The organism is Pseudomonas abietaniphila (assembly GCF_039697315.1).
GTDB classification, from domain to species: Bacteria; Pseudomonadota; Gammaproteobacteria; order Pseudomonadales; family Pseudomonadaceae; genus Aquipseudomonas; species Aquipseudomonas abietaniphila_B.
Map to the genome: position 1 here is coordinate 413,228 of NZ_CP155619.1, position 25,644 is coordinate 438,871.

Annotated in this window: 23 protein-coding genes and 1 pseudogene; 9 read left to right on the forward strand and 15 right to left on the reverse strand. The window is 59.3% G+C overall.

The genetic code is table 11. The annotated features are described in order from the left end of the window. Positions 1–118 precede the first annotated feature (118 nt). Complete coding sequence (gene ppsR / locus ABDX87_RS01745; protein WP_346831295.1) at positions 119–937, forward strand: posphoenolpyruvate synthetase regulatory kinase/phosphorylase PpsR; 819 nt, start codon at positions 119–121, stop codon at positions 935–937. A 117-nt stretch (positions 938–1,054) separates the two neighbouring features. On the opposite strand, the gene prpF is transcribed toward ppsR, so the two are convergent. The 5 genes from prpF to ABDX87_RS01770 form a co-directional block, all read right to left on the reverse strand. After that, positions 1,055–2,245, reverse strand: coding sequence for a 2-methylaconitate cis-trans isomerase PrpF (gene prpF / locus ABDX87_RS01750; RefSeq protein WP_346831296.1), 1,191 nt, complete (start codon positions 2,243–2,245; stop codon positions 1,055–1,057). Positions 2,246–2,304: 59 nt separating this feature from the next. Beyond that, a complete protein-coding gene (gene acnD, locus ABDX87_RS01755) occupies positions 2,305–4,899 on the reverse strand; it encodes a Fe/S-dependent 2-methylisocitrate dehydratase AcnD (protein WP_346833674.1) in 2,595 nt (864 codons plus the stop codon). A gap of 164 nt (positions 4,900–5,063) precedes the next feature. Next, entirely contained in the window at positions 5,064–6,191 is a 1,128-nt protein-coding gene (gene prpC / locus ABDX87_RS01760) for a bifunctional 2-methylcitrate synthase/citrate synthase (protein WP_346831297.1), read from the reverse strand. A gap of 204 nt (positions 6,192–6,395) precedes the next feature. Next, a complete protein-coding gene (prpB, locus tag ABDX87_RS01765; RefSeq protein ID WP_346831298.1) occupies positions 6,396–7,286 on the reverse strand; it encodes a methylisocitrate lyase in 891 nt (296 codons plus the stop codon). Continuing rightward, positions 7,283–8,005 (reverse strand): GntR family transcriptional regulator, encoded by a 723-nt coding sequence (locus ABDX87_RS01770; RefSeq protein WP_346831299.1) that lies wholly within the window; start codon positions 8,003–8,005, stop codon positions 7,283–7,285. The genes prpB and ABDX87_RS01770 overlap by 4 nt, the downstream gene beginning before the upstream one ends. Before the next feature lie 299 nt (positions 8,006–8,304). On the opposite strand from ABDX87_RS01770, the gene ABDX87_RS01775 reads away from it, so the two are divergent. The 4 genes from ABDX87_RS01775 to pabB all read left to right on the forward strand — a co-directional run bounded on the left by ABDX87_RS01775 (position 8,305) and on the right by pabB (position 12,831). Continuing rightward, positions 8,305–8,853, forward strand: coding sequence for an ATP-dependent zinc protease family protein (locus ABDX87_RS01775; RefSeq protein WP_346831300.1), 549 nt, complete (start codon positions 8,305–8,307; stop codon positions 8,851–8,853). A 4-nt stretch (positions 8,854–8,857) separates the two neighbouring features. Then, positions 8,858–10,408: an inactive transglutaminase family protein gene (locus tag ABDX87_RS01780; protein ID WP_346831301.1), complete on the forward strand. Its 1,551-nt coding sequence runs from the start codon at positions 8,858–8,860 to the stop codon at positions 10,406–10,408. Continuing rightward, on the forward strand, positions 10,408–11,376 hold the full coding sequence (locus ABDX87_RS01785) for an alpha-L-glutamate ligase-like protein (RefSeq protein ID WP_346833675.1): 969 nt from the start codon (positions 10,408–10,410) through the stop codon (positions 11,374–11,376). The genes ABDX87_RS01780 and ABDX87_RS01785 overlap by 1 nt, the downstream gene beginning before the upstream one ends. A 111-nt stretch (positions 11,377–11,487) precedes the next feature. Beyond that, on the forward strand, positions 11,488–12,831 hold the full coding sequence (gene pabB, locus ABDX87_RS01790) for an aminodeoxychorismate synthase component I (protein ID WP_346831302.1): 1,344 nt from the start codon (positions 11,488–11,490) through the stop codon (positions 12,829–12,831). Between the two features lie 27 nt (positions 12,832–12,858). Here pabB and thrH read toward each other — a convergent pair whose 3' ends face one another. After that, positions 12,859–13,476, reverse strand: a complete 618-nt coding sequence (thrH, locus tag ABDX87_RS01795) for a bifunctional phosphoserine phosphatase/homoserine phosphotransferase ThrH (protein ID WP_346831303.1) — start codon at positions 13,474–13,476, stop codon at positions 12,859–12,861. Positions 13,477–13,664: 188 nt separating this feature from the next. On the opposite strand from thrH, the gene ABDX87_RS01800 reads away from it, so the two are divergent. Then, positions 13,665–14,399 (forward strand): phosphoadenylyl-sulfate reductase, encoded by a 735-nt coding sequence (locus ABDX87_RS01800; RefSeq protein WP_346831304.1) that lies wholly within the window; start codon positions 13,665–13,667, stop codon positions 14,397–14,399. 112 nt (positions 14,400–14,511) lie between these two features. Here the strand turns inward: ABDX87_RS01800 and cysB are convergent, their stop codons facing one another. From cysB to ABDX87_RS01825, 5 genes are all read right to left on the reverse strand, one after another. Beyond that, positions 14,512–15,486, reverse strand: a complete 975-nt coding sequence (gene cysB / locus ABDX87_RS01805; protein WP_346831305.1) for an HTH-type transcriptional regulator CysB — start codon at positions 15,484–15,486, stop codon at positions 14,512–14,514. 153 nt (positions 15,487–15,639) lie between these two features. Next, entirely contained in the window at positions 15,640–16,134 is a 495-nt protein-coding gene (locus tag ABDX87_RS01810) for a universal stress protein (RefSeq protein WP_346831306.1), read from the reverse strand. Between the two features lie 95 nt (positions 16,135–16,229). Continuing rightward, the gene (locus ABDX87_RS01815) at positions 16,230–17,132 is read right to left on the reverse strand and encodes a 5'-nucleotidase (protein ID WP_346833676.1); all 903 of its coding nucleotides are present in this window, start codon (positions 17,130–17,132) and stop codon (positions 16,230–16,232) included. A gap of 84 nt (positions 17,133–17,216) precedes the next feature. Next, complete coding sequence (locus tag ABDX87_RS01820) at positions 17,217–18,179, reverse strand: putative 2-dehydropantoate 2-reductase (protein WP_346831307.1); 963 nt, start codon at positions 18,177–18,179, stop codon at positions 17,217–17,219. Positions 18,180–18,189: 10 nt separating this feature from the next. Beyond that, positions 18,190–18,525: a thioredoxin family protein gene (locus ABDX87_RS01825; protein WP_346831308.1), complete on the reverse strand. Its 336-nt coding sequence runs from the start codon at positions 18,523–18,525 to the stop codon at positions 18,190–18,192. Between the two features lie 254 nt (positions 18,526–18,779). Here ABDX87_RS01825 and ABDX87_RS01830 point away from each other — a divergent pair, with 254 nt between their 5' ends. Further along, on the forward strand, positions 18,780–19,856 hold the full coding sequence (locus tag ABDX87_RS01830; RefSeq protein WP_346831309.1) for a 3-deoxy-7-phosphoheptulonate synthase: 1,077 nt from the start codon (positions 18,780–18,782) through the stop codon (positions 19,854–19,856). Between the two features lie 83 nt (positions 19,857–19,939). Here ABDX87_RS01830 and ABDX87_RS01835 read toward each other — a convergent pair whose 3' ends face one another. Next, entirely contained in the window at positions 19,940–20,221 is a 282-nt protein-coding gene (locus ABDX87_RS01835) for a GNAT family N-acetyltransferase (RefSeq protein WP_346831310.1), read from the reverse strand. Between the two features lie 704 nt (positions 20,222–20,925). Here ABDX87_RS01835 and oprI point away from each other — a divergent pair. Then, positions 20,926–21,177, forward strand: a complete 252-nt coding sequence (oprI, locus tag ABDX87_RS01840) for an outer membrane lipoprotei OprI (RefSeq protein ID WP_003199355.1) — start codon at positions 20,926–20,928, stop codon at positions 21,175–21,177. A gap of 190 nt (positions 21,178–21,367) precedes the next feature. On the opposite strand, the gene ABDX87_RS01845 is transcribed toward oprI, so the two are convergent. Continuing rightward, positions 21,368–22,336, reverse strand: coding sequence for a L,D-transpeptidase family protein (locus ABDX87_RS01845; RefSeq protein WP_346831311.1), 969 nt, complete (start codon positions 22,334–22,336; stop codon positions 21,368–21,370). A gap of 84 nt (positions 22,337–22,420) precedes the next feature. Continuing rightward, on the reverse strand, positions 22,421–22,717 hold the full coding sequence (locus ABDX87_RS01850) for a hypothetical protein (protein WP_081566109.1): 297 nt from the start codon (positions 22,715–22,717) through the stop codon (positions 22,421–22,423). Between the two features lie 769 nt (positions 22,718–23,486). On the opposite strand from ABDX87_RS01850, the pseudogene ABDX87_RS01855 reads away from it, so the two are divergent. Continuing rightward, positions 23,487–24,841: pseudogene (locus tag ABDX87_RS01855) on the forward strand (IS3 family transposase). Positions 24,842–25,033: 192 nt separating this feature from the next. Here ABDX87_RS01855 and ABDX87_RS01860 read toward each other — a convergent pair. Continuing rightward, positions 25,034–25,639 (reverse strand): arylesterase, encoded by a 606-nt coding sequence (locus ABDX87_RS01860; RefSeq protein ID WP_346831312.1) that lies wholly within the window; start codon positions 25,637–25,639, stop codon positions 25,034–25,036. Positions 25,640–25,644: the final 5 nt, after the last annotated feature.

Below are 25,644 nucleotides of genomic sequence, written 5' to 3' on the forward strand. Positions count from 1 at the left end.
CGAAAATCTTCATCCTGAAAATCAGAACCTTGAAAAAAGGTAGAATGCGGCCAGTCATGGCTCGCAAGCCCGCCTATGATATCCAAGAATCGTCACCAGCTTAAGGCCCAAGGCGCAAATGAAACGATCCGCTTTCTTTATCTCCGACGGCACCGGCATCACAGCCGAAACGCTTGGTCAGAGCCTGTTGGCGCAATTTGAAAACATAACCTTCAACAAGTTCACCAGGCCCTATATCGACAGCGTCGAGAAGGCCCGGGCGATGGTCCAGCAAATCAACAAGGCTGCCGAAAAAGACGAGGCGCGCCCCATCATCTTCGACACCATTGTCAATCAGGACATCCGCGAGATTCTGGCGACGTCCGACGGCTTCATGATCGATATTTTCTCGACCTTCCTGGCGCCTCTTGAGCAGGAGCTTAGTTCACACTCCTCCTACTCGGTGGGCAAATCACACTCCATCGGTCACAACTCCAATTACATGGAGCGGATCGAGGCGGTGAACTTCGCGCTGGACAACGATGACGGCGCCAGAACCCATTATTACGACAAGGCCGACATCATTCTGGTGGGTGTCTCTCGCTGTGGGAAGACGCCTACCTGTCTATACATGGCCATGCAATTCGGTATCCGCGCAGCCAACTATCCGTTGACCGAAGACGACATGGAGCGCCTGCAACTGCCGCCCGCGCTGAAGCAACACCGCTCGAAACTGTTCGGCCTGACCATCGACCCTGATCGCCTGACCGCCATTCGCCACGAACGCAAGCCCAACAGCCGTTATTCAAGTTTCGCCCAGTGCGAGTTCGAAGTGCGCGAAGTGGAAAACCTTTTCCGCCGCGAGAACATTCCGAACATCAATTCCACGCATTTTTCGGTCGAAGAAATCTCGGCGAAAGTGTTGGTGGAAAAAGGCGTCGAACGACGGTTTAAATAGCCGTTTTCAAACGGTAGGAGCGTGCTTGCGCGCGAATGCGTTGGGTCAGTTAAGCATTCGTAACAGGCAGAATGCTTTCGCGGGCAAGCGCGCTCCTACAAAAGACGAAGTCAAGCGTCAGAAACTGTCGCCCGGCACGCGAACCCACCCTTCCATCAACACCCGCGCACTGCGGCTCATGATGGCTTTCTTGACCTGCCATTCGCCGTCGACCAGCTCCGCCTCAGCGCCTACGCGCAAGGTGCCGGATGGATGGCCGAAACGGACCGCGCTGCGTTCGCCACCGCCTGCCGCCAGATTGACCAACGTGCCTGGAATCGCCGCCGCTGTCCCGATCGCGACCGCCGCCGTCCCCATCATGGCGTGGTGCAGCTTGCCCATGGACATGGCGCGTACCAGCAGATCGGCGTCCTCCACGGTCACACGCTTGCCGCTGGACGATACATACTCGCTGGGCGCTGCGACGAAGGCCACTTTGGGTGTGTGCTGACGCTTGGCCGCCTCGTCCACATGGGCAATCAAACCCATGCGCACGGCGCCGTACGCGCGAATGGTTTCAAACCTGTTTAAGGCATTCACGTCACTGTTGATCGCGTCCTGCAACTCGGTGCCGGTGTAACCGATGTCGCTGGCATTGACGAAAATGGTCGGGATGCCGGCATTGATCATGGTCGCCTTGAACGTGCCGACACCTGGCACCTCAAGCTCGTCCACCAGATTGCCGGTCGGGAACATTGAACCGCCCGCGCCCTCTTCTTCCGCTGCCGGGTCCATGAACTCTAACTGAACCTCGGCGGCCGGAAACGTCACGCCATCGAGTTCGAAGTCACCGGTTTCCTGCACCGCGCCGTGGGTCATCGGCACGTGGGCAATGATCGTCTTGCCAATGTTGGCTTGCCAGATACGGATCACGGCGACGCCGTTGTCCGGGACATGGCTCGCATCCACCAGACCATTGCTGATCGCGAACGGCCCAACCGCCGCGGAGAGGTTGCCACAGTTGCCGCTCCAGTCCACGAACGGCGTGTCGATGGACACCTGGCCGAACAGGTAGTCAACGTCGTGATCGGCCTTGATGCTTTTGGACAGAATCACGGTCTTGCTGGTACTGGACGTCGCGCCCCCCATGCCGTCGATCTGCTTGGCGTACGGATCGGGACTGCCGATCACCCGAAGCAACAGGGCATCACGGGCCGGACCAGGTACTTGGGCGGCCTCGGGTAGATCCTGTAGACGGAAAAACACGCCTTTACTGGTGCCGCCACGCATGTAAGTGGCGGGAATCCTGATTTGCGCTGTATGAGCCATGGAATCGTTTTCCTTTCGTTCAAACGCTAACGCCACCCCGAGGTGGCGTCAGCACATCGTCAGGCCACCGCGGCCGATTCGAGGAAGTCCTGAGCGAAGCGCTGCAAGACACCGCCTGCTTCGTAAATCGACACCTCTTCACCGGTGTCGAGGCGGCAGGTGACCGGCACCTCCAGACGCTCGCCGCTCTTGCGGTGAATCACCAGCGTCAGGGTTGCACGCGGCGTGCGCTCGCCGATGACGTCATACGTCTCGGTGCCGTCGATGCCCAGGGTCATGCGGTTGGTCCCGGGTTTGAACTCCAGCGGCAGGACGCCCATACCCACGAGGTTGGTGCGGTGGATGCGCTCGAAACCTTCGGCAACGATGGCTTGCACACCTGCCAGACGCACGCCTTTGGCCGCCCAGTCCCGGGACGAACCCTGACCGTAATCGGCACCTGCGACGATGATCAGCGGCTGCTTGCGCTCCATGTAGGTTTCGATGGCTTCCCACATGCGGGTGACCTGGCCTTCCGGTTCGATCCGCGCCAGCGAGCCCTGCTTGACCTTGCCGCCTTCCTGAACCATTTCATTGAACAGTTTAGGGTTGGCAAAGGTGGCGCGCTGCGCGGTCAGGTGGTCGCCACGGTGGGTCGCATAGGAGTTGAAGTCTTCTTCCGGCAGGCCCATTTTTGCCAGGTACTCACCCGCCGCGCTGTCGAGCATGATCGCGTTGGACGGCGACAGGTGATCGGTGGTGATGTTGTCCGGCAATACTGCCAACGGCCGCATGCCCTTGAGCGTGCGAGCTCCTGCCAGCGCGCCTTCCCAGTAAGGAGGACGGCGAATATAGGTGCTCATCGGGCGCCAGTCGTACAGCGGATCGACTTTCGGGCCGGTGTCTTCATGGATCGCGAACATCGGGATATAGACCTGGCGGAACTGTTCCGGCTTGACCGATGCCTTGACCACCGCATCGATTTCTTCATCCGTGGGCCAGATGTCTTTCAGGCGGATCTCCTGGCCGTCAGGGCCAATACCCAGCACATCCTTCTCGATATCGAAACGGATGGTGCCCGCGATTGCGTAGGCCACGACCAGAGGTGGTGAGGCGAGAAAGGCCTGCTTGGCATAAGGGTGGATACGGCCGTCGAAGTTGCGGTTGCCTGACAAAACGGCAGTGGCGTACAGGTCGCGGTCGATGATTTCCTGCTGAATCACCGGGTCCAGCGCACCCGACATGCCGTTGCAGGTGGTGCAGGCAAACGCGACGACACCGAAACCCAGCTGTTCCAGCTCGGTGGTCAGCCCGGCTTCGTCCAGGTACAGCGCCACCGTCTTGGAACCCGGCGCCAGCGAGGACTTGACCCACGGCTTCCGGGTCAGGCCCAGCGCGTTGGCATTGCGCGCCAACAACCCTGCGGCAATCACATTGCGCGGGTTGCTGGTGTTGGTGCAACTGGTGATGGCGGCAATGATGACCGCGCCATCGGGCATCTGGCCGGGCGTTTGCTCCCAGGCGCTTGCGATGCCTTTGGCCGCCAGATCCGAGGTCGCGACCCGGGCGTGAGGATTCGACGGCCCGGCCATGTTACGCACCACACTGGACAAGTCGAAGCTCAATACCCGCTCGTATTCGGCGGTCGTCAGGCTGTCAGCCCACAGACCGGTTTCCCTGGCATACGTCTCCACCAGCTTCACCTGATCGTCTTCACGGCCAGTGAGCTTGAGGTAGTCGATGGTTTGCTGGTCGATGGAAAACATCGCCGCCGTGGCGCCATATTCTGGCGCCATGTTGGAAATCGTCGCGCGATCCCCCAGCGTCAGCGCCCGAGCCCCCTCGCCATAGAATTCGAGGTACGCACCGACCACTTTCTGTTGGCGCAGGTATTCGGTCAGCGCCAACACCACGTCGGTGGCGGTAATCCCCGGCTGTGGGCGGCCGGTCAACTCGACACCAATGATGTCCGGCAGACGCATCCACGATGCGCGACCGAGCATGACGTTCTCCGCCTCCAGGCCGCCCACACCAATCGCGACCACCCCAAGAGCGTCAACGTGCGGCGTATGGCTGTCGGTCCCCACCAAGGTATCCGGGAACGCGACGCCGTTGAGCACCTGAATCACCGGCGACATTCGCTCCAGGTTGATCTGGTGCATGATGCCGTTGCCCGGCGGAATCACCTCAACGTTCTTGAACGCCTGCTTGGTCCAGTTGATGAAGTGGAAACGGTCTTCGTTGCGACGATCTTCGATCGCACGGTTCTTGGTGAACGCGTCGGGGTCATAGCCACCACACTCGACGGCCAGCGAGTGGTCGACGATCAATTGCACCGGCACCACCGGATTGACCTGCGCCGGATCACCGCCCATGTCGGCAATGGCGTCGCGCAGCCCGGCGAGGTCGACCAGCGCGGTCTGGCCCAGAATGTCGTGGCACACCACACGTGCCGGAAACCACGGAAAGTCGAGGTCGCGCTTGCGCTCGATCAGTTGTATCAGCGACGCCTTCAAGGTCGCGGGATCGCAGCGGCGGACCAGGTTCTCGGCCAGCACGCGGGAGGTGTACGGCAGTGTCGCGTAGGCACCGGGCTTGATGGCATCGACCGCCGCTTGGGCGTCGAAGTAGTCAAGCGAAGTGCCGGGCAGTTGCTTGCGATGTTCAGTGTTCATCATCAGGACTCGGTCACGGTAGTTGCGGAGGGTGGGGCCTGATCCGGCATTTTGAGTAGGAGCGCGCTTGCCCGCGATTGCGGTAAGCCAGACGACACATCCGTGTCTGATATGCCCAATCGCGGGCAAGCGCGCTCCTACAGGTATTCAGGCATCCCCACCGTTCAGCGTTGTTCGATTGGCACGAACGTGCGCTGCTCGACGCCGATGTATTCGGCGCTTGGACGGATGATGCGGTTATTGGCGCGCTGTTCGAACACATGGGACGCCCATCCCGTCAGGCGCGAGCAGACGAAGATCGGCGTGAACAGCTTGGTCGGAATGCCCATGAAGTGATACGCCGAGGCATGGTAGAAATCGGCGTTGGGAAACAGCTTCTTCTGCTCCCACATGGTCTTGTCGATGGCTTCGGAGACCGGAAACAGGACCTTGTCGCCTACTTCATCAGCCAGTTTTTTCGACCAGGCTTTGATCACCTCGTTGCGCGGATCGTTGTCTTTATAGATCGCGTGGCCGAACCCCATGATCTTGTCCTTGCGCGCCAGCATCGCCAGCGTCCCCTGGGTCGCCTCCTCAGCCGAAGAAAACTTTTCGATCATGTCCATGGCCGCTTCGTTGGCGCCGCCATGCAACGGACCGCGCAACGTGCCGATGGCGGCCGTGACACACGAAAACAGGTCCGACAGGGTCGACGCACAGACCCGCGCGGTGAAGGTCGAGGCGTTGAATTCGTGCTCTGCGTACAGAATCAGCGAGACGTCCATCACCTTGCGGTGCAGCTCGCTCGGGGCCTTGTCCAGCAGCAGCTTGAGGAAGTGTCCGGCGATGGACACCTCATCGGTCACGCAGTCGATACGCTTGCCGTCGTGGCTGAAGCGGTACCAGTAACACATGATCGCCGGGAACGCGGCCAGCAGCCGGTCGGTGGAATCGTGTTGCTGATCGAAGCTGGCTTCAGGTTCCAGCGTGCCGAGCATCGAACAGCCGGTCCGCATCACGTCCATCGGATGGGTGTCGGCGGGAATACGCTCCAGCACTTCTTTCAAGGCTTGCGGCAGATCACGCAGCCCCTGCAGCTTTTTCAGGTAACCGTCCAGCTGCGCCTGAGTCGGCAGCTCGCCGTACAGCAGCAAGTAGGCCACTTCTTCAAAACGAGCGTCAGCCGCCAGCTCGCGCACGTCATAACCGCGATAGGTCAGCCCGGCACCGGCCTGGCCAACGGTCGACAGGGCAGTCTGTCCGGCCACCTGGCCACGCAGACCAGCACCACTTAATACTTTTGCTTCAGCCATTGCTGTCTCCAATCTTATAGTTTTCGGAAAATCGGCAATTCATGTCTGCGCTCACCGGATCATCAGAACGACGCAGGTCTGTGGGAGCGAATTCATTCGCGAAACATTCAACAGGCACAGAGATGCACCGCCTCGACGGACGTCTCGCGAATGAATTCGCTCCCACAGTGTTGTAGACGCCCTTCCAAAAATCAGGGTGAACGCTTAGCCCTTCTTCTGCGCAAACAGCGCATCCAGCTTCTGTTCAAACGCGTGGTAATCGATGCGCTCATACAGCTCCATACGGGTCTGCATGGTGTCGACAACGTTCTTTTGCGTGCCATCGCGACGAATCGCCGTGTACACGTTTTCGGCAGCCTTGTTCATCGCACGGAAGGCCGACAGCGGATACAGCACCAGAGAAACCTCCGCGGACTTCAGTTCGTCGGTGGTAAACAGCGGCGTCGAGCCAAATTCAGTGATGTTCGCCAGAATCGGCGCCTTCACGCGCGACGCGAACAGTTTGTACATCTCAAGCTCTGTGATGGCCTCGGGGAAGACCATGTCTGCGCCCGCCTCGATGCATGCGGCCGCGCGGTCCAGTGCCGACTCCAGACCCTCGACCGCCAGCGCATCGGTCCGCGCCATGATCACGAAACTGTCGTCGGTGCGTGCATCGACCGCCGCCTTGATGCGGTCGACCATTTCCTGCTGCGAGACGATTTCCTTGCCCGGACGATGGCCGCAACGCTTGGCGCCCACCTGATCCTCAATGTGCATGGCCGCCGCGCCGAACTTGATCATCGACTTCACGGTCCGCGCCACGTTGAACGCCGACGCACCGAACCCCGTGTCTACGTCCACCAGCAATGGCAAATCGCAGACATCGGTGATACGACGCACGTCGGTCAACACGTCGTCCAGCCCGGTAATGCCCAGATCAGGCACACCCAGCGAGCCGGCCGCCACACCGCCGCCCGACAGGTAAATCGCCTTGAAGCCGGCACGTTGGGCCAACAGCGCATGGTTGGCATTGATGGCGCCGACCACTTGCAAAGGATGCTCGCTCGCCACGGCATCACGGAAGCGTTGGCCGGCAGTCGTTCTTGAAGTCATTGTTCACCTCGGGCAGGAGTGGCTTGATGGTGTTGTTCTTGATAGCGCTGTTCGATGTTGCGTTTCGAGGCGCCGATGTGACGGCGCATCAACAGTTCGGCCAACTCCCCGTCGCGGTCGGCGATGGCATCCAGAATGCGGTGATGCTCCGTGAAGGCCTGACGCGGGCGATTGGGCGTGGTGGAAAACTGGATGCGGTACATGCGCACAAGCTGGTAGAGCTCGCCGCAGAGCATCTGGGTCAACGTGCTGTTGCGCGCGCCCTGAATGATCCGGTAATGAAAGTCGAAATCGCCTTCCTGCTGGTAATAGCCCACACCCGCCTGAAACGCCGTATCGCGCTCATGGGTTTCGAGCACACGGCGCAACTCTTCGACTTCCTGAGCCGTCATCCGCTCGGCAGCGAGCCGACAGGCCATGCCTTCCAGGGATTCGCGAATTTCATAAAGCTCGACGAGTTCGGCATGACTCAGCGAAACCACGCGAGCGCCTACGTGTGGAACGCGCACCAGCAGGCGCTGGCCTTCGAGGCGATGGATCGCCTCACGCAAGGGCCCGCGACTGATGCCATACGTGCGCGCCAGTTCGGGCTCGGAAATCTTGCTGCCCGGCGCGATCTCACCCTTGACGATCGCGGCCTGAATGCGCCGGAAGACGTTCTCCGACAAGGTTTCCGAATCGACCTGAGCAATCGCCGGGGTTTCGATGGAATCCATCATTGTCGACACCTTTCAATGGAATGCGCCTAAAGCTAGCTAAATACCCCCTACCAGTCAAAGACAAATTTAGGATTGTCGACAATCGTCTAATAACCTCGGAGCATGAAGCGCTTTCCCACAGGCGCTGTCCATCCAACCCGTCACTGGCGCCATAAAACCTTCATGCTAGAATGCCGACCGCATCAGCCTGCCTGGTCACGCGACCAGAGACGTCCTTGCTGGACGTGGCTCTAAAGCCAGTCCGAACCCCGAGCTGACGTCAGAACAGCTCCTCGTTTCCCTTCATCACGCCAGGACCTATGAGCCGCCATTCCCTACTTCTTCTCCTGTGCCTGTTCTTCCTGGGCGTGCTTCACCCGGATTCGAGCCTGGCGGCCGACAAGACGGTATACGGCCTGAACGAGTACGCAGAACTGGCCGGCATTGACCTTCAGGTGGCGGCAAAACTGGACACGGGCGCTAAAACGGCGTCGCTCAGTGCGCGCGACATCAAGCGTTTCAAACGCGATGGCGAGTCCTGGGTACGCTTCTACCTGGCCATCGATGATGCCCACGAACACCCCATCGAACGCCCTTTGGCGCGAGTCAGCAAAATCAAGCGCCGCGCGGGCGATGTCGATCCCGACGACGAAAAGAAATACACCTCGCGGCCGGTGATCAGTCTCGATGTGTGCATGGGCAGGGCTTCACGCACCATCGAAGTGAACTTGACCGACCGAAGTGCATTCCAATACCCGCTTTTGATTGGCTCCGAGGCGCTCAAACACTTCGACGCGCTGGTCGATCCAAGCCTTAAATATGCAGCGGGCAAACCCGCCTGCGTCACTGATGCTCAAACCGCAGAGTAAACACATGCGCTCTCTAACCCTTCATCTGAAAATCCTGATCACAGCCCTGGTGGCACTGGGGACCGCGATCACGGCCTATCAGATATTGGTGCTCGGCATCCCGGTGACCGAAGACGAAACAGACGATTTGTGGAACATCGACGCCAAGGTCGAGTTCGTTGCCAACCCGAAAGACTCGGTCAAGGTCCAGATGTACGTACCGCCGCTCTCGCGCGACTACATCAGCCTCAACGAAAGCTTCATCTCCAACAACTACGGTGTGAACGTCAATCGCGCCGACGGCAACCGCAAGGTCACCTGGTCCGCCCGACGCGCCAACGGCAACCAGACGCTCTACTACCGCCTGGTGCTGACCAAGCGCTACAGCGGCGAAAAATCCAAGGTCAAGGGCCCGATCTTCCGGGACAGCATTGCTGTGGAGGGCCCGGAAAAAATCGCTGCCGACGCCCTGCTCGCCCCCATCCGCCAGCATTCGGCCGATGTCGAGACGTTCGTCAGCGAAGCCATCCGGCGTGTCAACAACCTGAGCGATGACAACGTCAAACTGCTTCTGGCCGGCGACACTTCGGTACAGAACAAGGCCCGCATCACCGAAATCCTGCTGTCCATCGCTCACGTCCCTGTCGAGAAGGTTCACACCATCCGACTGGTCGCCGACCAGCCGCAGACACCAGAGCTGTGGTTGCGCAGCTTCAATGGTAAGGACTGGCTGTATTTCAACCCTGAAACCGGTGAAGCCGGCCTGCCGCAGGACCGCCTCTTGTGGTGGATCGGCGACGACAACCTGATTACGGTCGAAGGAGGCAAGAAAGCGGCGGTCAGCTTCAGCCTGAACAACAGCGAGATGAATGCCATTCGCCTCGCCAAGCTCACCGACGAAAGCACGGACGCCGACTTCCTCGAATATTCGCTGTACGGCCTGCCGTTGCAGACCCAGCAGACCTTTATGATCATGGTGATGATCCCGATCGGGGTGCTGGTCATTCTGATCCTGCGCAACCTGATCGGCCTGCAGACCCTGGGGACGTTCACCCCGGTACTGATCGCACTGGCATTTCGTGAAACCCAACTGGGTTTCGGGATCGTCTTGTTCACGATCATTACCGCACTGGGGCTGTCGCTGCGCTCTTACCTTGAACACCTCAAGCTGCAAATGCTGCCCAGGTTGTCGGTGGTGCTGACCTTCGTGGTCGTGCTGATCGCCGCCATCAGCCTGTTCAGCCACAAACTGGGGCTTGAACGCGGCCTGTCGGTGGCCTTGTTCCCGATGGTGATTCTGACCATGACCATCGAACGCCTGTCGATCACATGGGAAGAACGTGGCGGCAGTCACGCCATGAAAGTCGCCATCGGCACGCTCTTCGCCGCCTCGTTGGCCCACATCATCATGAGTGTCCCGGAATTCATTTATTTCGTGTTCACCTTCCCGGCCATTCTCCTGATTCTCGTCGGCTTCATGCTGGCGATGGGTCGCTATCGCGGCTACCGTCTGACCGAACTGGTGCGTTTCAAGGCCTTCCTCAAGGAAGACGCCGAACGGGAAAACGTCAAATGATCGGCTGGTGGAAAACCTGGAAGGCGCTCGAGGCGAAAGGGATCATGGGCATCAACCGGCGTAACGCCGACTACGTGCTCAAGTACAACAAGCGCAGCCTGTACCCGATCGTCGATGACAAGATCATCACCAAGGAACGGGCCATCGCGGCTGGCATTCATGTGCCTGAAATGTACGGGATCATTTCCACCGAGAAGGAAATCGAGAAGCTCGACGACATCATCGGCGGGCGCAGCGACTTCGTCATCAAGCCCGCGCAGGGTGCGGGCGGCGACGGCATTCTGGTCATCGCCGACCGGTTTGAAGAGCGCTTTCGCACGATTTCCGGGCGCATCATCAGCCACGAAGAAATCGAGCATCAGATTTCCAGCATCCTGACCGGGCTGTACTCACTGGGTGGACACCGAGACCGCGCGCTGATCGAGTACCGCGTGACGCCCGACCAGATTTTCAAGAGCATCAGTTACGAGGGCGTGCCTGACATCCGGGTGATCGTGCTGATGGGCTACCCGGTCATGGCCATGTTGCGCCTGCCGACCCGCCAGTCCGGGGGCAAAGCCAACCTGCACCAGGGCGCCATCGGCGTAGGCGTTGACCTGGCCACCGGCCTGACCTTGCGCGGCACCTGGCTGAACAACATCATCAGCAAACACCCGGACACCACCAACGCCGTGGACGGCGTGCAGTTGCCCAACTGGGACGGATTCATGAAACTGGCCGCCGAATGCTACGAGCTGTGCGGCCTGGGCTACATCGGTGTCGACATGGTGCTGGATCAAGACCGCGGACCGCTGATTCTGGAGCTCAACGCCCGTCCGGGCCTGAACATTCAGATCGCCAACGACTGCGGCCTGACGCACCGAACAACAGCCGTAGAACAACGACTGGCCGAGCTCGCCGCCGAAGGCAGACACGAGAGCCCGGAAGAACGTGTGAAATTCGTCCAGGAATTGTTCGGACACGTCTGACTGACCAGCGAGCAAAGCGCCACGACACAGCGCAGACCCGACGCTGCCCCTAGGACTGAACCTCTCGGAGGACTACAATCGCCCTCCGCTGCCACCACTGATTTAGCTCGAATGCCAACCTGCTCCGTACACCCGCTTGCCTATCATGTCGACCCGACCGGGTATTTCTCGATCATTCGCCACGCCCCCGGTGCCGTGTTGCTGGACAGCGGTCGACCCGAAGCTGATCGCGGACGCTTCGACATCCTCAGTGCCTGGCCGGTGGAGACATTGGCGCCGGCGCCCCATGAAAGCGGCACGGCCTTCCTGCAGCGATTGCGCGAGCGCCTGGCCCGAATGGGCGAGGCGGATTTACCGGAAGAACACCCGCTGCCCTTTGCCGGCGGACTGATCGGCTATCTGGCGTACGATTTCGGTCGGCTGCTCGAACCCCTGCCCTCACAGGCCGTCGACGATCTGCACCTGCCCTCGGCCCGGCTCGGGCTTTATGCCTGGGCATTGATCAGCGATCACCAGTCAGGCACCAGCCAACTGGTGTTTCACCCGTCAATCGACGACGAAGCCCGTGAGCGACTGATCGGTCTATTTGAGCAACCACCTGCCAGAGACGACACCAGGTTCCAGCTGGCGGGTCCTTTTACCCCTGACATCAACGCCCCGCAGTATCAACAGGCCATCGAGCGTATTCATGCCTACATTCACGCAGGCGACTGCTATCAGGTGAATTATGCGCAGCGCTTCCGTGCCGAATACCGGGGAGATCCGTGGGCGGCCTATCAGGCGTTGCGTGTTGCCTGCCCCACTCCGTTTGCCGGCTATCTCAGCCTGCCCGAGGGGGACGCCGTATTGAGCCTGTCGCCGGAGCGCTTTGTCAGGGTCAGTCAGCGTCAGGTGGAAACCCGCCCCATCAAAGGCACCCGCCCACGGGGCAAGGATGCGACTGAAGACGTTGCCTACGCCGCAGAGCTTTTGTCCAGCCCGAAAGACCGCGCCGAAAACCTGATGATCGTTGACCTGCTGCGTAACGACCTGGGTCGCACCTGCCGCATCGGCTCGGTAAAGGTGCCCGAATTGTTCAGCCTTGAAAGCTACCCGAACGTCCACCACCTGGTCAGCGCCGTGACGGGCGAGTTGGCAATGGGTAAGGACGCGCTGGACCTGATTGGCGGAAGCTTCCCCGGAGGGTCGATTACCGGCGCGCCGAAAATCCGCTCCATGCAGATCATCGACGAGCTGGAACCCAGCCGTCGGGCGCTGTATTGCGGGTCGTTGTTGTACCTGGACGTGCGCGGCGAGATGGACAGCTCCATCGCCATTCGCAGCTTGCTGGCCAAAGACGGCCAGATCGCCTGCTGGGGCGGCGGCGGTATCGTCGCCGACTCGCAGTGGGAAGCCGAATACCAGGAAACCTTCACCAAAGTTCGGGTCTTGATGCAGACGCTGGAGGCGCTGTAACGCTCAGAACAATGGAAGCCACGCTGCTTACAGGCTCAACGCCCGATTCGATGCCTTGATGAACTCCCTTTTCAGCGCGTCGAACGAATGCACGGCCGGAAACTGGGGAAATTCCCGTATCACATTGTCGGGTGCATGAAACAGAATACCGACATCAGCCTCACCGAGCATGGTCGTGTCGTTGTACGAATCCCCCGCTGCGATCACGCGGTAATACAGGCTCTTGAAGGCCAGCACCGACTGACGCTTCGGATCTTTCTGCCGCAGCTGATAACTGACCACCCGATCGGTTTCATCCGTCACCAGACGGTGGCAAAGCAAGGTCGGGAAACCCAGCTGGCGCATCAGCGGCTGGGAAAATTCGTAGAAGGTGTCAGAGAGAATGACCACCTGAAACCGTTCGCGCAGCCAGTCGACAAATTCCACGGCGCCCTCCAGCGGCGACAGCGCGGCAATGACTTCCTGGATGTCTGACAGCTTCAGCCCGTGTTCGTCGAGTATTCGCAGGCGTTGCTTCATCAGCACGTCGTAGTCGGGGATATCGCGCGTGGTCGCGCGGAGCGACTCGATACCGGTTTTTTCCGCGAATGCGATCCAGATTTCCGGGACCAGCACACCTTCCAGGTCAAGACAGGCAATTTCCACAAACCACTCCTTGTGTGTTTATTCATGCGACGTCAGGGAAGCAGCACTCTAACCAGCTCGGCGGGCATCGCGCAAACTCAGGTTTCAGGCAAATCGCCGAAGGTTTTTGTTACCATCTGCGCCATTACGAGCGCTCAAGCGCCGCATTAAGAGCGCCTACGCGCCGCCACCGATTAGGAAGCCGCCTGATGAGCCATCCCTTCGACGTCGCCGAGATTGCCGCGACCTACGCTAACAAGTCCGCCCAGGACATTTTGAAGTTCGCCTTCCAGCACTTCGGCGACGAGCTGTGGATTTCCTTCAGCGGCGCCGAAGACGTGGTGCTGGTGGACATGGCCTGGAAGATCAACAAAAACGTCAAGGTCTTCAGCCTCGACACCGGCCGTCTGCATCCGGAAACCTACCGCTTCATCGATCAGGTCCGCGAGCACTACAAGATCGCCATCGATATCGTTTCACCTGACCGTGAAAAGCTTGAGCCTTTCGTCAAGGAAAAGGGACTGTTCAGCTTTTACAAGGACGGCCATGGTGAGTGCTGCGGCGTGCGCAAGATTGAACCGCTGCGCCGCAAACTCACCGACGTGAAGGCTTGGGCGACTGGCCAGCGCCGTGATCAGAGTCCGAGCACTCGCAACAGCGTGGCCGTGGTGGAAATCGACAGCGCGTTTTCGACGCCAGAGCGCCCGCTGTACAAATTCAACTCACTGGCGCAGATGAGCAGCGAAGACGTCTGGAATTACATCCGCATGCTCGAACTGCCCTACAACAGTTTGCACGAGCGCGGCTTCATCAGCATTGGCTGCGAACCTTGCACACGCCCTGTCCTGCCGAATCAGCACGAGCGCGAAGGCCGTTGGTGGTGGGAAGAGGCGACGCAGAAGGAATGCGGGCTGCATTCGGGGAATTTGATCACTAAAGCTTGATGGCCGCCGAACCGTAGGAGCGCGCGTGCCCGCGATAGCGGTATTTCAGTCACAGATGCAATGCCATGGCTGAAAAATCGCGGGCAAGCGCGCTCCTACGCGTCAGTGCCTGTCAATGCTCCGGCAGCACCACACCGTCGAACAGATCTTCCAGTTCCTGCTTGTTATGGCACTGGATCGCCTTGGCCATGACATCGCGGGTCAGGTGCGGCGCGAATTTCTCGATGAAGTCACACATGAAGCCCCGCAGGAATGTGCCGCGACGGAAACCGATCTTGGTAATGCTGGCTTCGAACAGTTCGCTGGCATCCAGTACCACCAGATCGCTGTCCAGCTTGGGGTCTACCGCCATTTTGGCGACGATGCCCACGCCCAGGCCAAGCCGTACGTAGGTTTTGATCACGTCGGCGTCGGCGGCCGTGAACACCACCTTCGGTGTCAGACCGCGATGACTGAACGCCTCGTCCAGCTTCGAACGGCCGGTGAAACCGAATACGTAGGTCACGATCGGGTATTCGGCCAGAATTTCCAGTGTCAGCTTGGGCACCTTGGTCAGCGGGTGTCCCTGAGGCACGACCACGCAGCGGTTCCAGGTGTAGCACGGCATCATCACCAGATCGCCGAACAGTTCCAGCGCCTCGGTGGCAATCGCGAAATCCACGGTACCGTCGGCGGCCATCTCAGCGATCTGCATCGGTGACCCCTGATGCATGTGCAACGCCACGTCCGGGTATTGCTTGATGAAATTGCTGATCACTGGCGGCAAGGCGTAACGCGCCTGGGTGTGGGTGGTCGCGATCGACAGAGTGCCTTTCTTCTCGTTGGAGAACTCCTGAGCGATCTGCTTGATGCTCTCGACCTTGCGCAGGATTTCGCCCGCTGTGGTAATGATCCGCTCCCCCGCCGGCGTCACGCGTGTCAGGTGCTTGCCACTGCGTGCAAAAACCTCGACACCCAACTCGTCTTCGAGCAAACGGATCTGTTTGCTGATACCCGGCTGCGAGGTATACAGGCTTTGTGCCGTCGCCGAAACGTTGAGGTCGTGGTGCGCCACTTCCCAGATGTAGCGCAATTGCTGAAGCTTCATATGTGTCCCTCAAAGCCGGAAGACGCCGCAGGCATCAGCGACGGTATATAACTGGATTAATGGTCAGGAAGGCAAAGATAGAACTTTTTATCACTTTTAAGCGGTAATGGCACGCTGCTTTTTTCGCGGCCCATGCGTTTCCCCTGATAACACTCACACGCCGGAACGGTTCTGCACCATCGGCACCATGTACACCGGCACCTCCGAAAGCTGTAAAACCCGCGCTGCAGTTCGCCCGATGGGCGTATCCCCCTCGGCGCCGTGGCTGTGGCTGCCGACCACCAGCAGATCGACTTCAAGCCTCTGCGCCTGTTCGAGTATCACGTTGGAGGGATCGCCCTGAACGACGCGTACGCTGCGAATCAGTTCAAGGTCCTGGTGATCTTCGCCAAGCTCATCACGAAAGCTGGCGAGCACCCTTTGCTCGATGCCTTCAATGACCGTATTCACACCTTCGCTGTGCAACTCTCTGAGCACGTCCTCAGCCAGATAGCTTTGCAGCACGGATTCAGCAAACAACCCCATGGGCTCGACGACATGGACCACGTGAAGCTCGGCATTGAACGTTTTGGCCAGCGCCAGCGCATGCTGCAGGACGTAGGGCGCATAAAGACCAAGGTCCGTGGCATACAGCATCGAGCGAATCATGTGACCTCCAGGCAGCCATGAAGGCGGAGACACCATTGAGCGTAGCAGCGCGCACGCGAAGCGGCGGGTTTGATACAGCTTTCCGGTCTAAAGGTTCACGGTTTTAGCTCATTGCTGATGCCATGGGGCACATGGCCCGTGGCGACCACCTCCCGTGCTTTCTCGCAATGCCCGGGTTGATCGTCGAAAAACACGTCGGCAGCGAAGGCCTCGAGGAAGGCCGACTTTTCCAGTCCTCCCAGGAAAAGCGACTCATCCAGTCGGATGTCCCACTCCCGCAGCGTGCGGATGACACGCTCGTGAGCGGGTGCAGAACGCGCGGTGACCAACGCCGTACGAATGGGGCATGACTCTTCGGGAAACTCGCGCTGCAGCAGGTTCAACGCGGCAAGGAACGGTTTGAACGGCCCGCCCGGCAATGGCTGACGCGCCGCTTCCCGCTCGCTGGCCTGAAAAGCCTCAAGGCCGCCGGATTGGTAGACGCGTTCGGACTCGTCGGAAAACAGCACCGCATCACCGTCGAAGGCGATGCGCAACTCGGCACTGGCGGCACGCCGGGCGCCACCGGACAGAATCGTCGCCGCCGCAAACCCCGCGTCCAGCGCGCTGCGCACATCCTCCGCGTGGGTGGACAGAAACAGGTGGCTGCCAAAGGCCGCGAGATAAGGAAATGGACTGCGCCCTCCGACGAATGCAGCGCGGGAGATGTCCAGACCGTAATGCTGAATCGAATTGAAGACGCGCAGGCCAGTGTCCGCGCTGTTACGGGAGACCAGAATGACCTCCACGCGGGACTGACTGAGACTGGCATTGAGGCTCAGCAGCTTTTCCACCAGCAGAAAGGCATCGCCGGGCTCCAGCACTTCATCTTCATGATCGATCTGGTACTGGCGATAGGCGGCCACCCCATCTGCCATGTAGATCGCATGACTTTCCCGCAGGTCGAACAAGGCGCGCGAAGAAATCGCCAACACCAGCTTGCCGCCTGCAGTTTTCATGGTGAGATCGTTGGCCATCGACTACTCCGTCCATTCAATGAGCTCGCGCTCCCCCCAGGGGTCGCGATTATAGAAAGATCGCTTCTAGCCTCCACGATGACTGCGATCGATGAAGGCCAGCGCGTGGTACAACGCCCGAATCTTCGGCATGTCACAGCCCGCCGCCAGCGCGACGGCCAGTGGTTTTGCGTAAATCGCTTCCAGCTCCAGAGGGCGCTTTTCGACAAAATCGTGGTGCATGCTCGGGCGGTAATCCGGCATGTGGCCGGTGACCTTGAATAATTGCTCCGCGTACCCTTGCGGCAAGGTATGGCCGCAGGCTTCAGCCCCCTGCACCACCTCGGCCATCAGCCCTTGAATCAACTCGCGGCTGTCCGGGTCCGCCATCAGCGGCGTGGTGCTGGCATTGAGCAAAACCGAAAGCCCGTTATAGGGTACGTTCCACACCAGTTTCTGCCAGCGCGCCTTGTCGAGGTTATCCATCGCCACCGATTCGATACCGGCCGCATGGAACAGCGCCGCGCCCTCTTCGACCACGTTCAGTCGGGCCGCCCCATCAGCCGCGGGACCGCTGTGATAACCAATGTTGACGGCGCCGAACGCCTGGTGTGCGATCTGACCGGGACCGGTGCGGTGTACGCAAATGAAGCACAATCCGCCAAGCAAATGCAGCGAGTCGGGCAACACGGCGCGCAGGTCATCCTCGACGCCAAGCCCGTTCTGCAGCATCAACACCTTGGCATTCGGCGCAGCGGCTTGAATGATTGCTGGCGCGACGCCGTCATTGCCGGTGGTCTTTGCGCCCACCAGCAACCAGTCACAGGCAGGCATCTCGTCGGCCAAGGCATAGGCCTGAACAGACTCCAGGCTCAACGCACCGTGCACCTGGCTTTCCACGCGCAAACCGTTCTGCGACACCGCGCTGAATTCACTGCGCAGCAGAAAGTGCACGTCATAGCCGGCCCGGGCCAGCATCAGGCCGTAAAAACCGCCGATCGCGCCGGTGCCGATGATGCCTATCCGTGGTTTTTTAATGGTTTCGCTCATGCTCCCCCCTTCAAGGTAACTCCTCAGGTGCGCGCCCCATGGCCTGGTCCAGGCCGATCATGAGGGCTTCAGCGGACATCTTGCTGCGTAACGCGCCGTAAAATTCACCGTCGCGAATGACGAACAGCGACGGCAGGTGGAAGACGCCATAGCGCTGCACCGCGCCTCCGTTTTCTTCGGCATCGATCCAGCACAGCCGGTCGACGGGCAACGATTGCTCTGGCAGATGCTGGCGGGCCCAACGGCAACTGGAGCAACCCACGCTGGTGAATATAAGCAGCGAGACGCCAGGCAGCGCCAGCAGTTGCTGGTCGAGGTCAAAATCCGTCAGTTGCAGTTGATCCACGTCGATCTCTCCAGGGTGCGCCGTGCGCTGTCCGTCCACAGGGCGCAGTTTAACCACATCGGGCGCGCTGTCTGCCCCGCCCCCAGACAAAAGTGGTCTGCAATCCCGCGCCTGTTGGACGAAAGCCACGTTTACCCATTGTCGAAGTACCGGCGAACGCGCTAAGGTTCGGCTCCCCCGTTGCGCTCCATAATGCTCGGCTCCGCCGCACGGGGACGTTGGCGGCCAGCATCCGTGACCTGATGAGTAACACGATGGCTGATTTACCGATTGACGACCTCAACGTTGCCTCCAACGAGACACTGATCACGCCGGATCAGCTCAAGCGCGAAATCCCCCTCACCGCTGCCGCCCAGGCCACCGTGAGCAAGGGTCGCGAAGTGATCCGCAACATTCTCGATGGCAAGGACCACCGGCTGTTCATCGTGATCGGGCCGTGCTCGATCCATGACATCAAGGCTGCCCACGAATACGCCGAGCGCCTGAAGGCACTGGCTGCGGAAGTGTCCGACACTCTGTATCTGGTCATGCGCGTCTACTTCGAAAAACCGCGCACTACCGTTGGCTGGAAAGGCCTGATCAACGACCCGTACCTTGATGACTCCTTCAAGATTCAGGACGGTCTGCATATCGGTCGTCAACTGCTGCTGGATCTGGCCGAGAAAGGCCTGCCGACCGCGACCGAAGCCCTTGACCCGATCTCGCCGCAATATCTGCAGGACCTGATCAGCTGGTCGGCCATCGGCGCACGCACCACCGAATCCCAGACTCACCGTGAAATGGCGTCCGGCCTGTCCTCGGCCGTCGGCTTCAAGAACGGCACCGACGGTGGCCTGACGGTTGCCATCAACGCCCTGCAGTCGGTGTCCAGTCCGCACCGTTTCCTGGGTATCAATCAGGAAGGCGGTGTCTCCATCGTCACCACCAAAGGCAATGCCTACGGTCACGTGGTGCTGCGCGGTGGCAACGGCAAGCCGAACTACGACTCGGTCAGCGTCGCGCTCTGCGAACAGGCGTTGAACAAGGCGAAGATCAAACCGAACATCATGGTCGATTGCAGCCACGCCAACTCCAACAAGGATCCGGCGCTGCAGCCACTGGTCATGGAAAACGTCGCCAACCAGATTCTGGAAGGTAACGAGTCGATCATCGGCCTGATGGTTGAAAGCCATCTGAAATGGGGTGCCCAAGCCATCCCTAAAGACCTCGCCGACCTGCAATACGGCGTGTCGATCACCGACGCCTGCATCGACTGGGAAAGCACCGAGAAGACCTTGCGCAGCATGCACGCGAAGCTCAAGGACGTGCTGCCCAAGCGCAAGCGCGACTGATCGCTACGCCAGAAACAACAACGCCGAGCAATTGCTCGGCGTTTTTCATTACAACGTTTATGGCTTAATCCAGGAATCCAGGTTCAGATCTTGGCGGCCTGACGCTGATTGCGCTCCATATAGCGTTCGACGTAAGAGCACGAGGGAATGACGGTGTAGCCCATGCTTTCTGCGTAATCGAGCGCCACTTCAGTCAGTGCCGCCGCAATGCCTCGTCCCCGCAAAGCGTTGGGAACGAACGTACGATAAATGTCCAGGGTCTGTTTCCCCAGGTCCATGTACGTCAGATAGGCTCGGTGACCGTCGATGTTGATTTCGAACTGGTGACCGGTCTTGTCATGGTGGATGGACAACGCCTCGCTCATCACTACTCCTCGCGGGTCTTGGAATTGGACCCTTACCTTACCCATCTTTGTCCGGCGAAGGAACCTCTACAGGCAAGTATGAAAACCACCGCGAGCCGACCGCCTTAGGGGCCTGTGCGCGCAATACTGCCTTCTACGCCACCCTGTGCCTGATTTGGACACCGAGAAGAGCTTTGCTGTTCTCAAACAAAGAGCACCTGCAAATAGTAGGCGCCATTATCGAATCCGCTCAAGTGAATCAACAGCAAAATGCACTGCCGCACATCTGACCGGGCAGCACGATGGAACCTGACGTCGCCGGGGAATGTCCATTGAGACGCCAGTGCTTCGCCAAAGTCACTTTAAGCACCAAAGAACAAGCATCCTCGGCGATCATCGTCTATACAAAAAAAGGCTGCAAAGCGGTTCAACGCCACTTGGCCGAGGCCGAAGTCACGACGATCGGCCTTGGTCAGGTTATTGACGTATGCAGGGTTTGGCGTCCATGGCCGCCCCACTGGCAGGTGTATTCGCCTGACAGGGCTGGGGTTTTTCCAGACAAAAAGCGTGAAGAAGTGCGCGGAACACTTTCAAAGCAAAGAATTTTATGCGGTTCTTGCGCTTAGTCCGTTTACTTACTACAAACAATGGGTAGTATGTACGCCGGTCATTTTCTCATTTTCGAGAGATGACTAATTTGATAGAAGTCCTTTAAGGGGAACACGATGAACAACGTTCTGAAATTCTCTGCTCTGGCCCTGGCCGCAGTTCTGGCTACCGGTTGCAGCAGCGCCTCCAAAGAAACCGAAGCTCGTCTGACTGCAACTGAAGACGCAGCTGCTCGTTCGCAAGCTCGTGCTGATGAAGCCTATCGCAAGGCTGATGAAGCTCTGGCTGCTGCTCAGAAAGCTCAGCAGACTGCTGACGAAGCCAACGAGCGCGCTCTGCGCATGTTGGACAAGGCAAGCCGCAAGTAATAATCCCTCGGGATTATTGATAAGCCGATCCGGTTTCGGATCGGCTTTTTTGTTGCCTGATTTCCTCACCCGGAACGCTTCCGGAATCGCCTTGAACGGCACGGTCTTCAGGCAATAAAAAACCCGTTCACCCTGCCCTGCCTTGCAGAGCCTGGTGAACGGGTATCAGCGTCAGGTCAGGCAGTTGCCGTTACTGCAGCGTGACCGGCGTGTTGTTCACGACCGGAGCCGCCGTTCCAGGCACCGCGATCTCCACCGGCATGCCGTCTTCGGCAGCGACCACATCACGCACTTCATCCCAATTGATCCGCAGGTTGTTGGCCAGGTCTTCACGCTTGAGCAGCGCGTTGATCACGGTTGTGTGCTTGTCGACCACCGACGGGTTGCCGCTTTCATCCAGTGGCGTGTGCGCTTCGAGGTACACCTTGCCACCGCTGATGCCGAACTTGTACGGCTCATTCATGATGCGCACAGTCGTGCCGACCGGAACCATGTTGGCCATTTCCAGCACGTTGTTGTTGTACATGCGGAAGCAGCCATGGCTGGTGCGCATGCCGATCCCGAACTTTTTGTTCGAGCCATGGATCAGGTAACCCGGCAAGCCCAGACCGAACTTGAACGGCCCCAGCGGGTTGTCCGGCCCTGCTGGCACCACGTTGGGCAGGATGTCGCCATCGGCGGCATGCTCGGCTTTGACCGAAGCAGGCGGTGTCCAGGTCGGGTTGGGTGTCTTGGCGGTCACCTTGGTGGTGGACACCGGCGAGCCCCAGCCTTCACGGCCAATACCCAGCGGGAAGGTGTACACCACGTTCTGGCCTTTCGGGTAGTAGTACAACCGGTACTCGGCAAGGTTGATGACGATCCCTTCACGCGGGCCCGGCGGCAGGATGAAGCGGGTCGGCAGAATGACCTGAGTCCCGGCGCCCGGCAACCAGGCGTCAACGCCGGGGTTGGCTGCGATCATTTCCAGATAGCCCAGGTCGTACTGGGTGGCGAGGTCGGCGAAGGTGTCTTCGTACTTGGCGGTGACGGTCTGGACCGCGCCGATGATGTCTTCGCCGGGTGGCGGCAACGGGAACTCCAGAGCGGAGACAGGGCCGGCCGCACACAGTGCAGCAAGCGACAGACAGCGGGCGAAAGCTGGAATGCGCGACAACATCCGGAGAATCCTTGGGTAAACGGGAGGCTTGAATGAGCGCGATTGTACACGCACCCAAAGGCCTTCGGGAGTAGGCGCGACGGCTTACTCGCCGGTGTCCAGTTCGGGCCAGATGGGGTTCCATCCGCGGCGCTGTGCGTCGATGATTGCCCGGCACAACGGGCACAGACGCTCATCCTGGTAAATGGCCTGCTCGACATTGGACCAGCGTGGCTGCGCGGGCAGCAGACTGCCACACAGAGTACGGTCGGCGGAACCCGCCAGCTCCAGTTGCCGGGCGGCCAGATGCACTCGAACTTCCTGGCACGCGAACAGGTCGAGCTGCTCATCGGGCTCGATCAGTTGATAGGCAAAAAGGGACCAGGCGGGACGGCGCGGCATGGGGGGCTCCAGTTCGGGGGCGCCACATTAGCCGAAAGCCTTAATTTGGAAAAGGGTTGGCTTGAGATTGTGACTCTGAAGCCCTTCGGGCCTATCGCGGGCAAGCCGCGCTCCTACATTTGCTTAAACGTGCCGCAGCCTGAAAGTTCTCCTTGTCCGCCTTGGCCCACCTCACCCAATTTCCAGCGAACTCAAAGACTGACAGCGCGATCCATCAGGCCATGGCATGTTTAAGCAAATGTCGGAGATTCTAGGGTTCTCAAACCAGTGATGCCAGTCCGTTTCTTGAGGGTCGCAAAGCCTGACAACGTGCGCTACATCCCGGATGACGCAGAGCGTCATTGAATGGGTTACCACGCGCAGCGTGGGAACCATCAGTTTGCTCGCGATGGGAGTGGGCCAGTTTCGTCAAAGGTGAATGACATGCCACATTCGTCAGCAAGCTAACTCCTACAGGGTTTATGTGTATTCAACAATTGAGGTGTTGAATCTAATCAGCGCCAAGCGCGCTCTGGCTTTTGATCTTCATACCGCAGCAGCCCAGACGCCCCAAAACGCGACTTGGGTGCAGGCTGAACGCAGGCGGCGTGGAGTGGGACGAGCGGCATGGATGCCGCGAGAGCCGCCCCCCGCCATGGATGGCGGATGGCGGCGGGCCCACGGAGCGTCGCCGAAGTGAAGGAACCCGACGAAGTCGGGCCCAACCAGGAGCCTGAAACCTGAACTGACCCCCAAAAGTTGGACACCCAGTCCAACCGAGGGGACAGTCATGACGAAGTACGATCCAGCCTTCAAACTCAAGCTGGTTAAACAATGCCTGGCCGGCAGCAGCACCAACGGGGTTGCAGTCAAAAATGGTATCGGTCATTCCCTCCTGCAGCGCTGGGTGCGCAGCTATCAGCAACACGGTCTGCCCGGCCTTGCCAAGCAATACAGCCGCTATGACGCCCAGTTCAAACTCAATGTTTTACAGCGCATTGATCAGGATGGATTGTCGGACCAGCAAGCCGCCATCCTCTTTGGCATCCGCGGGCAGAACTGCGTCGGGGAATGGAGGAAGCTGTATCATGCCGCAGGGATCAATGCGCTGAAACCGCATCGCGAGAGAGAACCTGCCATGCCTCAAAAACCGCCTGAAACACCTCTACAGTCCTGCCCTGACGATGACGAGCGTACTCGTCAGGAACTGCTCGATGAGCTGGGTTACCTGCGAGCGGAGAATGCCTATTTAAAAAAGCTCGATGCCTTGATCCGGGAGCAGAATGCAGCGCGAGCCAAAAAGCGCAAATAATCCAGGGGTTAAGGCATGAGCATTCGATGCAATGGCTGTTGCGTGCTGCTGGCCTGGCCCGAAGCACGTTCTACTATCAGGCCAAGGCAGTTGCCCGCGATAAATACGCCGGGCTCAAGGCTCACGTGCGACGCATTTATGAAGAGCACAAGGGACGCTACGGCTATCGCCGTATCACTGCGGTCCTGGGACAGATAGGCGAACATGCCAATCACAAGACGGTACAGCGGTTGATGCAGATGATGGGGCTCAAATCGTTGGTCAGGATCAAGAAATATCGCTCCTACAAAGGTCCTGAGGGCGAGACGGCGCCTAATCGGTTGGCGCGCCAATTCAAGGCCGACCTTCCCGACCAGAAATGGGTAACCGATGTCACCGAGTTCAAGGTCAACGGGCAAAAGCTGTACCTGTCGCCCGTGCTGGATCTTTGTACCCGAGAGATCGTGGCTTACCAGACCAGCAGGCGGCCGGTGTTTGAACTGGTGTCAAAAATGCTGGAAAAAGCTGTGGCACGACTGGGTCCAGGACAGACTCCGTTGCTGCACTCGGACCAAGGGTGGCAGTATCGTCAGCTCAACTACCGGCATCGGCTGGCCCAAATAGGCCTTCAACAAAGCATGTCTCGCAAAGGGAACTGCTACGACAACGCTGTGATGTAGCGCTTCTTCGGTACCCTGAAGAGCGAGTTTTTTTACCTTGAGCGCTTTGACACCGTTGAGCAATTAGAGGCCGGGCTCGACGAGTACATCCATTACTACAACCACGAGCGGATCAGCATGACGCTCAACGGCCTCAGTCCGGTGCAATTTCGAAAGCAGGTAATGAGTCAGTAATTTTGTCCAACTTTCGGGGGTCAGTTCAAACCCTTGGTTACTTGGGGTTATCAAGTAACCCGCCGAAGGCGGAACAGTTTGGACGTTAGGACAAACCAAGCTATCAGCGTCAGCCCGCACAGTGGAATTGCACACCAGCTTGCTGGCGAACTGGCCCGCAGGGCATCAGATTAAACATCCCAAGCCAAACCCTCAAAGCAACGCCTTCAACTCCGGCCAGACATTCTCCAACAACCGACCTTGCGCATTCGCCGCCGGGTGCAGACCGTCCGCCTGGGTGTACTCGGGAACGCCGCCGACCCCTTCGAGCATGAACGGCACCAGCGCGACCTTCTTCTCCGCCGCCAGATTGCTGTAAACCTCCTTAAACGCCTGGGTATAGCGCGCCCCATAATTCGGAGGAATCTGCATGCCCAGCAGCAACACCTTCGCACCCGCAGCCCGTGAGCTGTCGATCATCGACGCAAGATTTTGTTGCAATTGTGCAGGAGGCTGGCCGCGCAACCCATCGTTACCGCCCAGTTCAAGGATCACGAGGTCCGGCTTGTGCTCTGCAAGCAGCGCCGGCAGCCGCGCCTGCCCGCCTGCGCTGGTGTCGCCGCTGATCGACGCGTTGACCACTTTGTCCTTGTACCCTTGCTGCGCCAGGCGCTGCTCCAGCAAAGAGACCCAGCCCAGACGGGTATCCAGGCCGAAAGCCGCGCTGATACTATCCCCAACGATCAGCACCGTGCCTGCCATCGCTCCTTGAGACAACAACAGCAACCCCAGGCCAGCACTTAAAAACCACGCACGCATCGGAT

Coding starts and splice junctions, on each gene's coding strand:
- ppsR (WP_346831295.1), top strand. CDS start 119: ATGAAACGATCCGCTTTCTTTATCTCCGACGGCACCGGCATCACAGCC.
- prpF (WP_346831296.1), bottom strand. CDS start 2,245: ATGGCTCATACAGCGCAAATCAGGATTCCCGCCACTTACATGCGTGGC.
- acnD (WP_346833674.1), bottom strand. CDS start 4,899: ATGAACACTGAACATCGCAAGCAACTGCCCGGCACTTCGCTTGACTAC.
- prpC (WP_346831297.1), bottom strand. CDS start 6,191: ATGGCTGAAGCAAAAGTATTAAGTGGTGCTGGTCTGCGTGGCCAGGTG.
- prpB (WP_346831298.1), bottom strand. CDS start 7,286: ATGACTTCAAGAACGACTGCCGGCCAACGCTTCCGTGATGCCGTGGCG.
- ABDX87_RS01770 (WP_346831299.1), bottom strand. CDS start 8,005: ATGATGGATTCCATCGAAACCCCGGCGATTGCTCAGGTCGATTCGGAA.
- ABDX87_RS01775 (WP_346831300.1), top strand. CDS start 8,305: ATGAGCCGCCATTCCCTACTTCTTCTCCTGTGCCTGTTCTTCCTGGGC.
- ABDX87_RS01780 (WP_346831301.1), top strand. CDS start 8,858: ATGCGCTCTCTAACCCTTCATCTGAAAATCCTGATCACAGCCCTGGTG.
- pabB (WP_346831302.1), top strand. CDS start 11,488: ATGCCAACCTGCTCCGTACACCCGCTTGCCTATCATGTCGACCCGACC.
- ABDX87_RS01800 (WP_346831304.1), top strand. CDS start 13,665: ATGAGCCATCCCTTCGACGTCGCCGAGATTGCCGCGACCTACGCTAAC.
- cysB (WP_346831305.1), bottom strand. CDS start 15,486: ATGAAGCTTCAGCAATTGCGCTACATCTGGGAAGTGGCGCACCACGAC.
- ABDX87_RS01810 (WP_346831306.1), bottom strand. CDS start 16,134: ATGATTCGCTCGATGCTGTATGCCACGGACCTTGGTCTTTATGCGCCC.
- ABDX87_RS01815 (WP_346833676.1), bottom strand. CDS start 17,132: ATGAAAACTGCAGGCGGCAAGCTGGTGTTGGCGATTTCTTCGCGCGCC.
- ABDX87_RS01820 (WP_346831307.1), bottom strand. CDS start 18,179: ATGAGCGAAACCATTAAAAAACCACGGATAGGCATCATCGGCACCGGC.
- ABDX87_RS01830 (WP_346831309.1), top strand. CDS start 18,780: ATGGCTGATTTACCGATTGACGACCTCAACGTTGCCTCCAACGAGACA.
- ABDX87_RS01835 (WP_346831310.1), bottom strand. CDS start 20,221: ATGAGCGAGGCGTTGTCCATCCACCATGACAAGACCGGTCACCAGTTC.
- oprI (WP_003199355.1), top strand. CDS start 20,926: ATGAACAACGTTCTGAAATTCTCTGCTCTGGCCCTGGCCGCAGTTCTG.
- ABDX87_RS01845 (WP_346831311.1), bottom strand. CDS start 22,336: ATGTTGTCGCGCATTCCAGCTTTCGCCCGCTGTCTGTCGCTTGCTGCA.
- ABDX87_RS01850 (WP_081566109.1), bottom strand. CDS start 22,717: ATGCCGCGCCGTCCCGCCTGGTCCCTTTTTGCCTATCAACTGATCGAG.
- ABDX87_RS01860 (WP_346831312.1), bottom strand. CDS start 25,639: ATGCGTGCGTGGTTTTTAAGTGCTGGCCTGGGGTTGCTGTTGTTGTCT.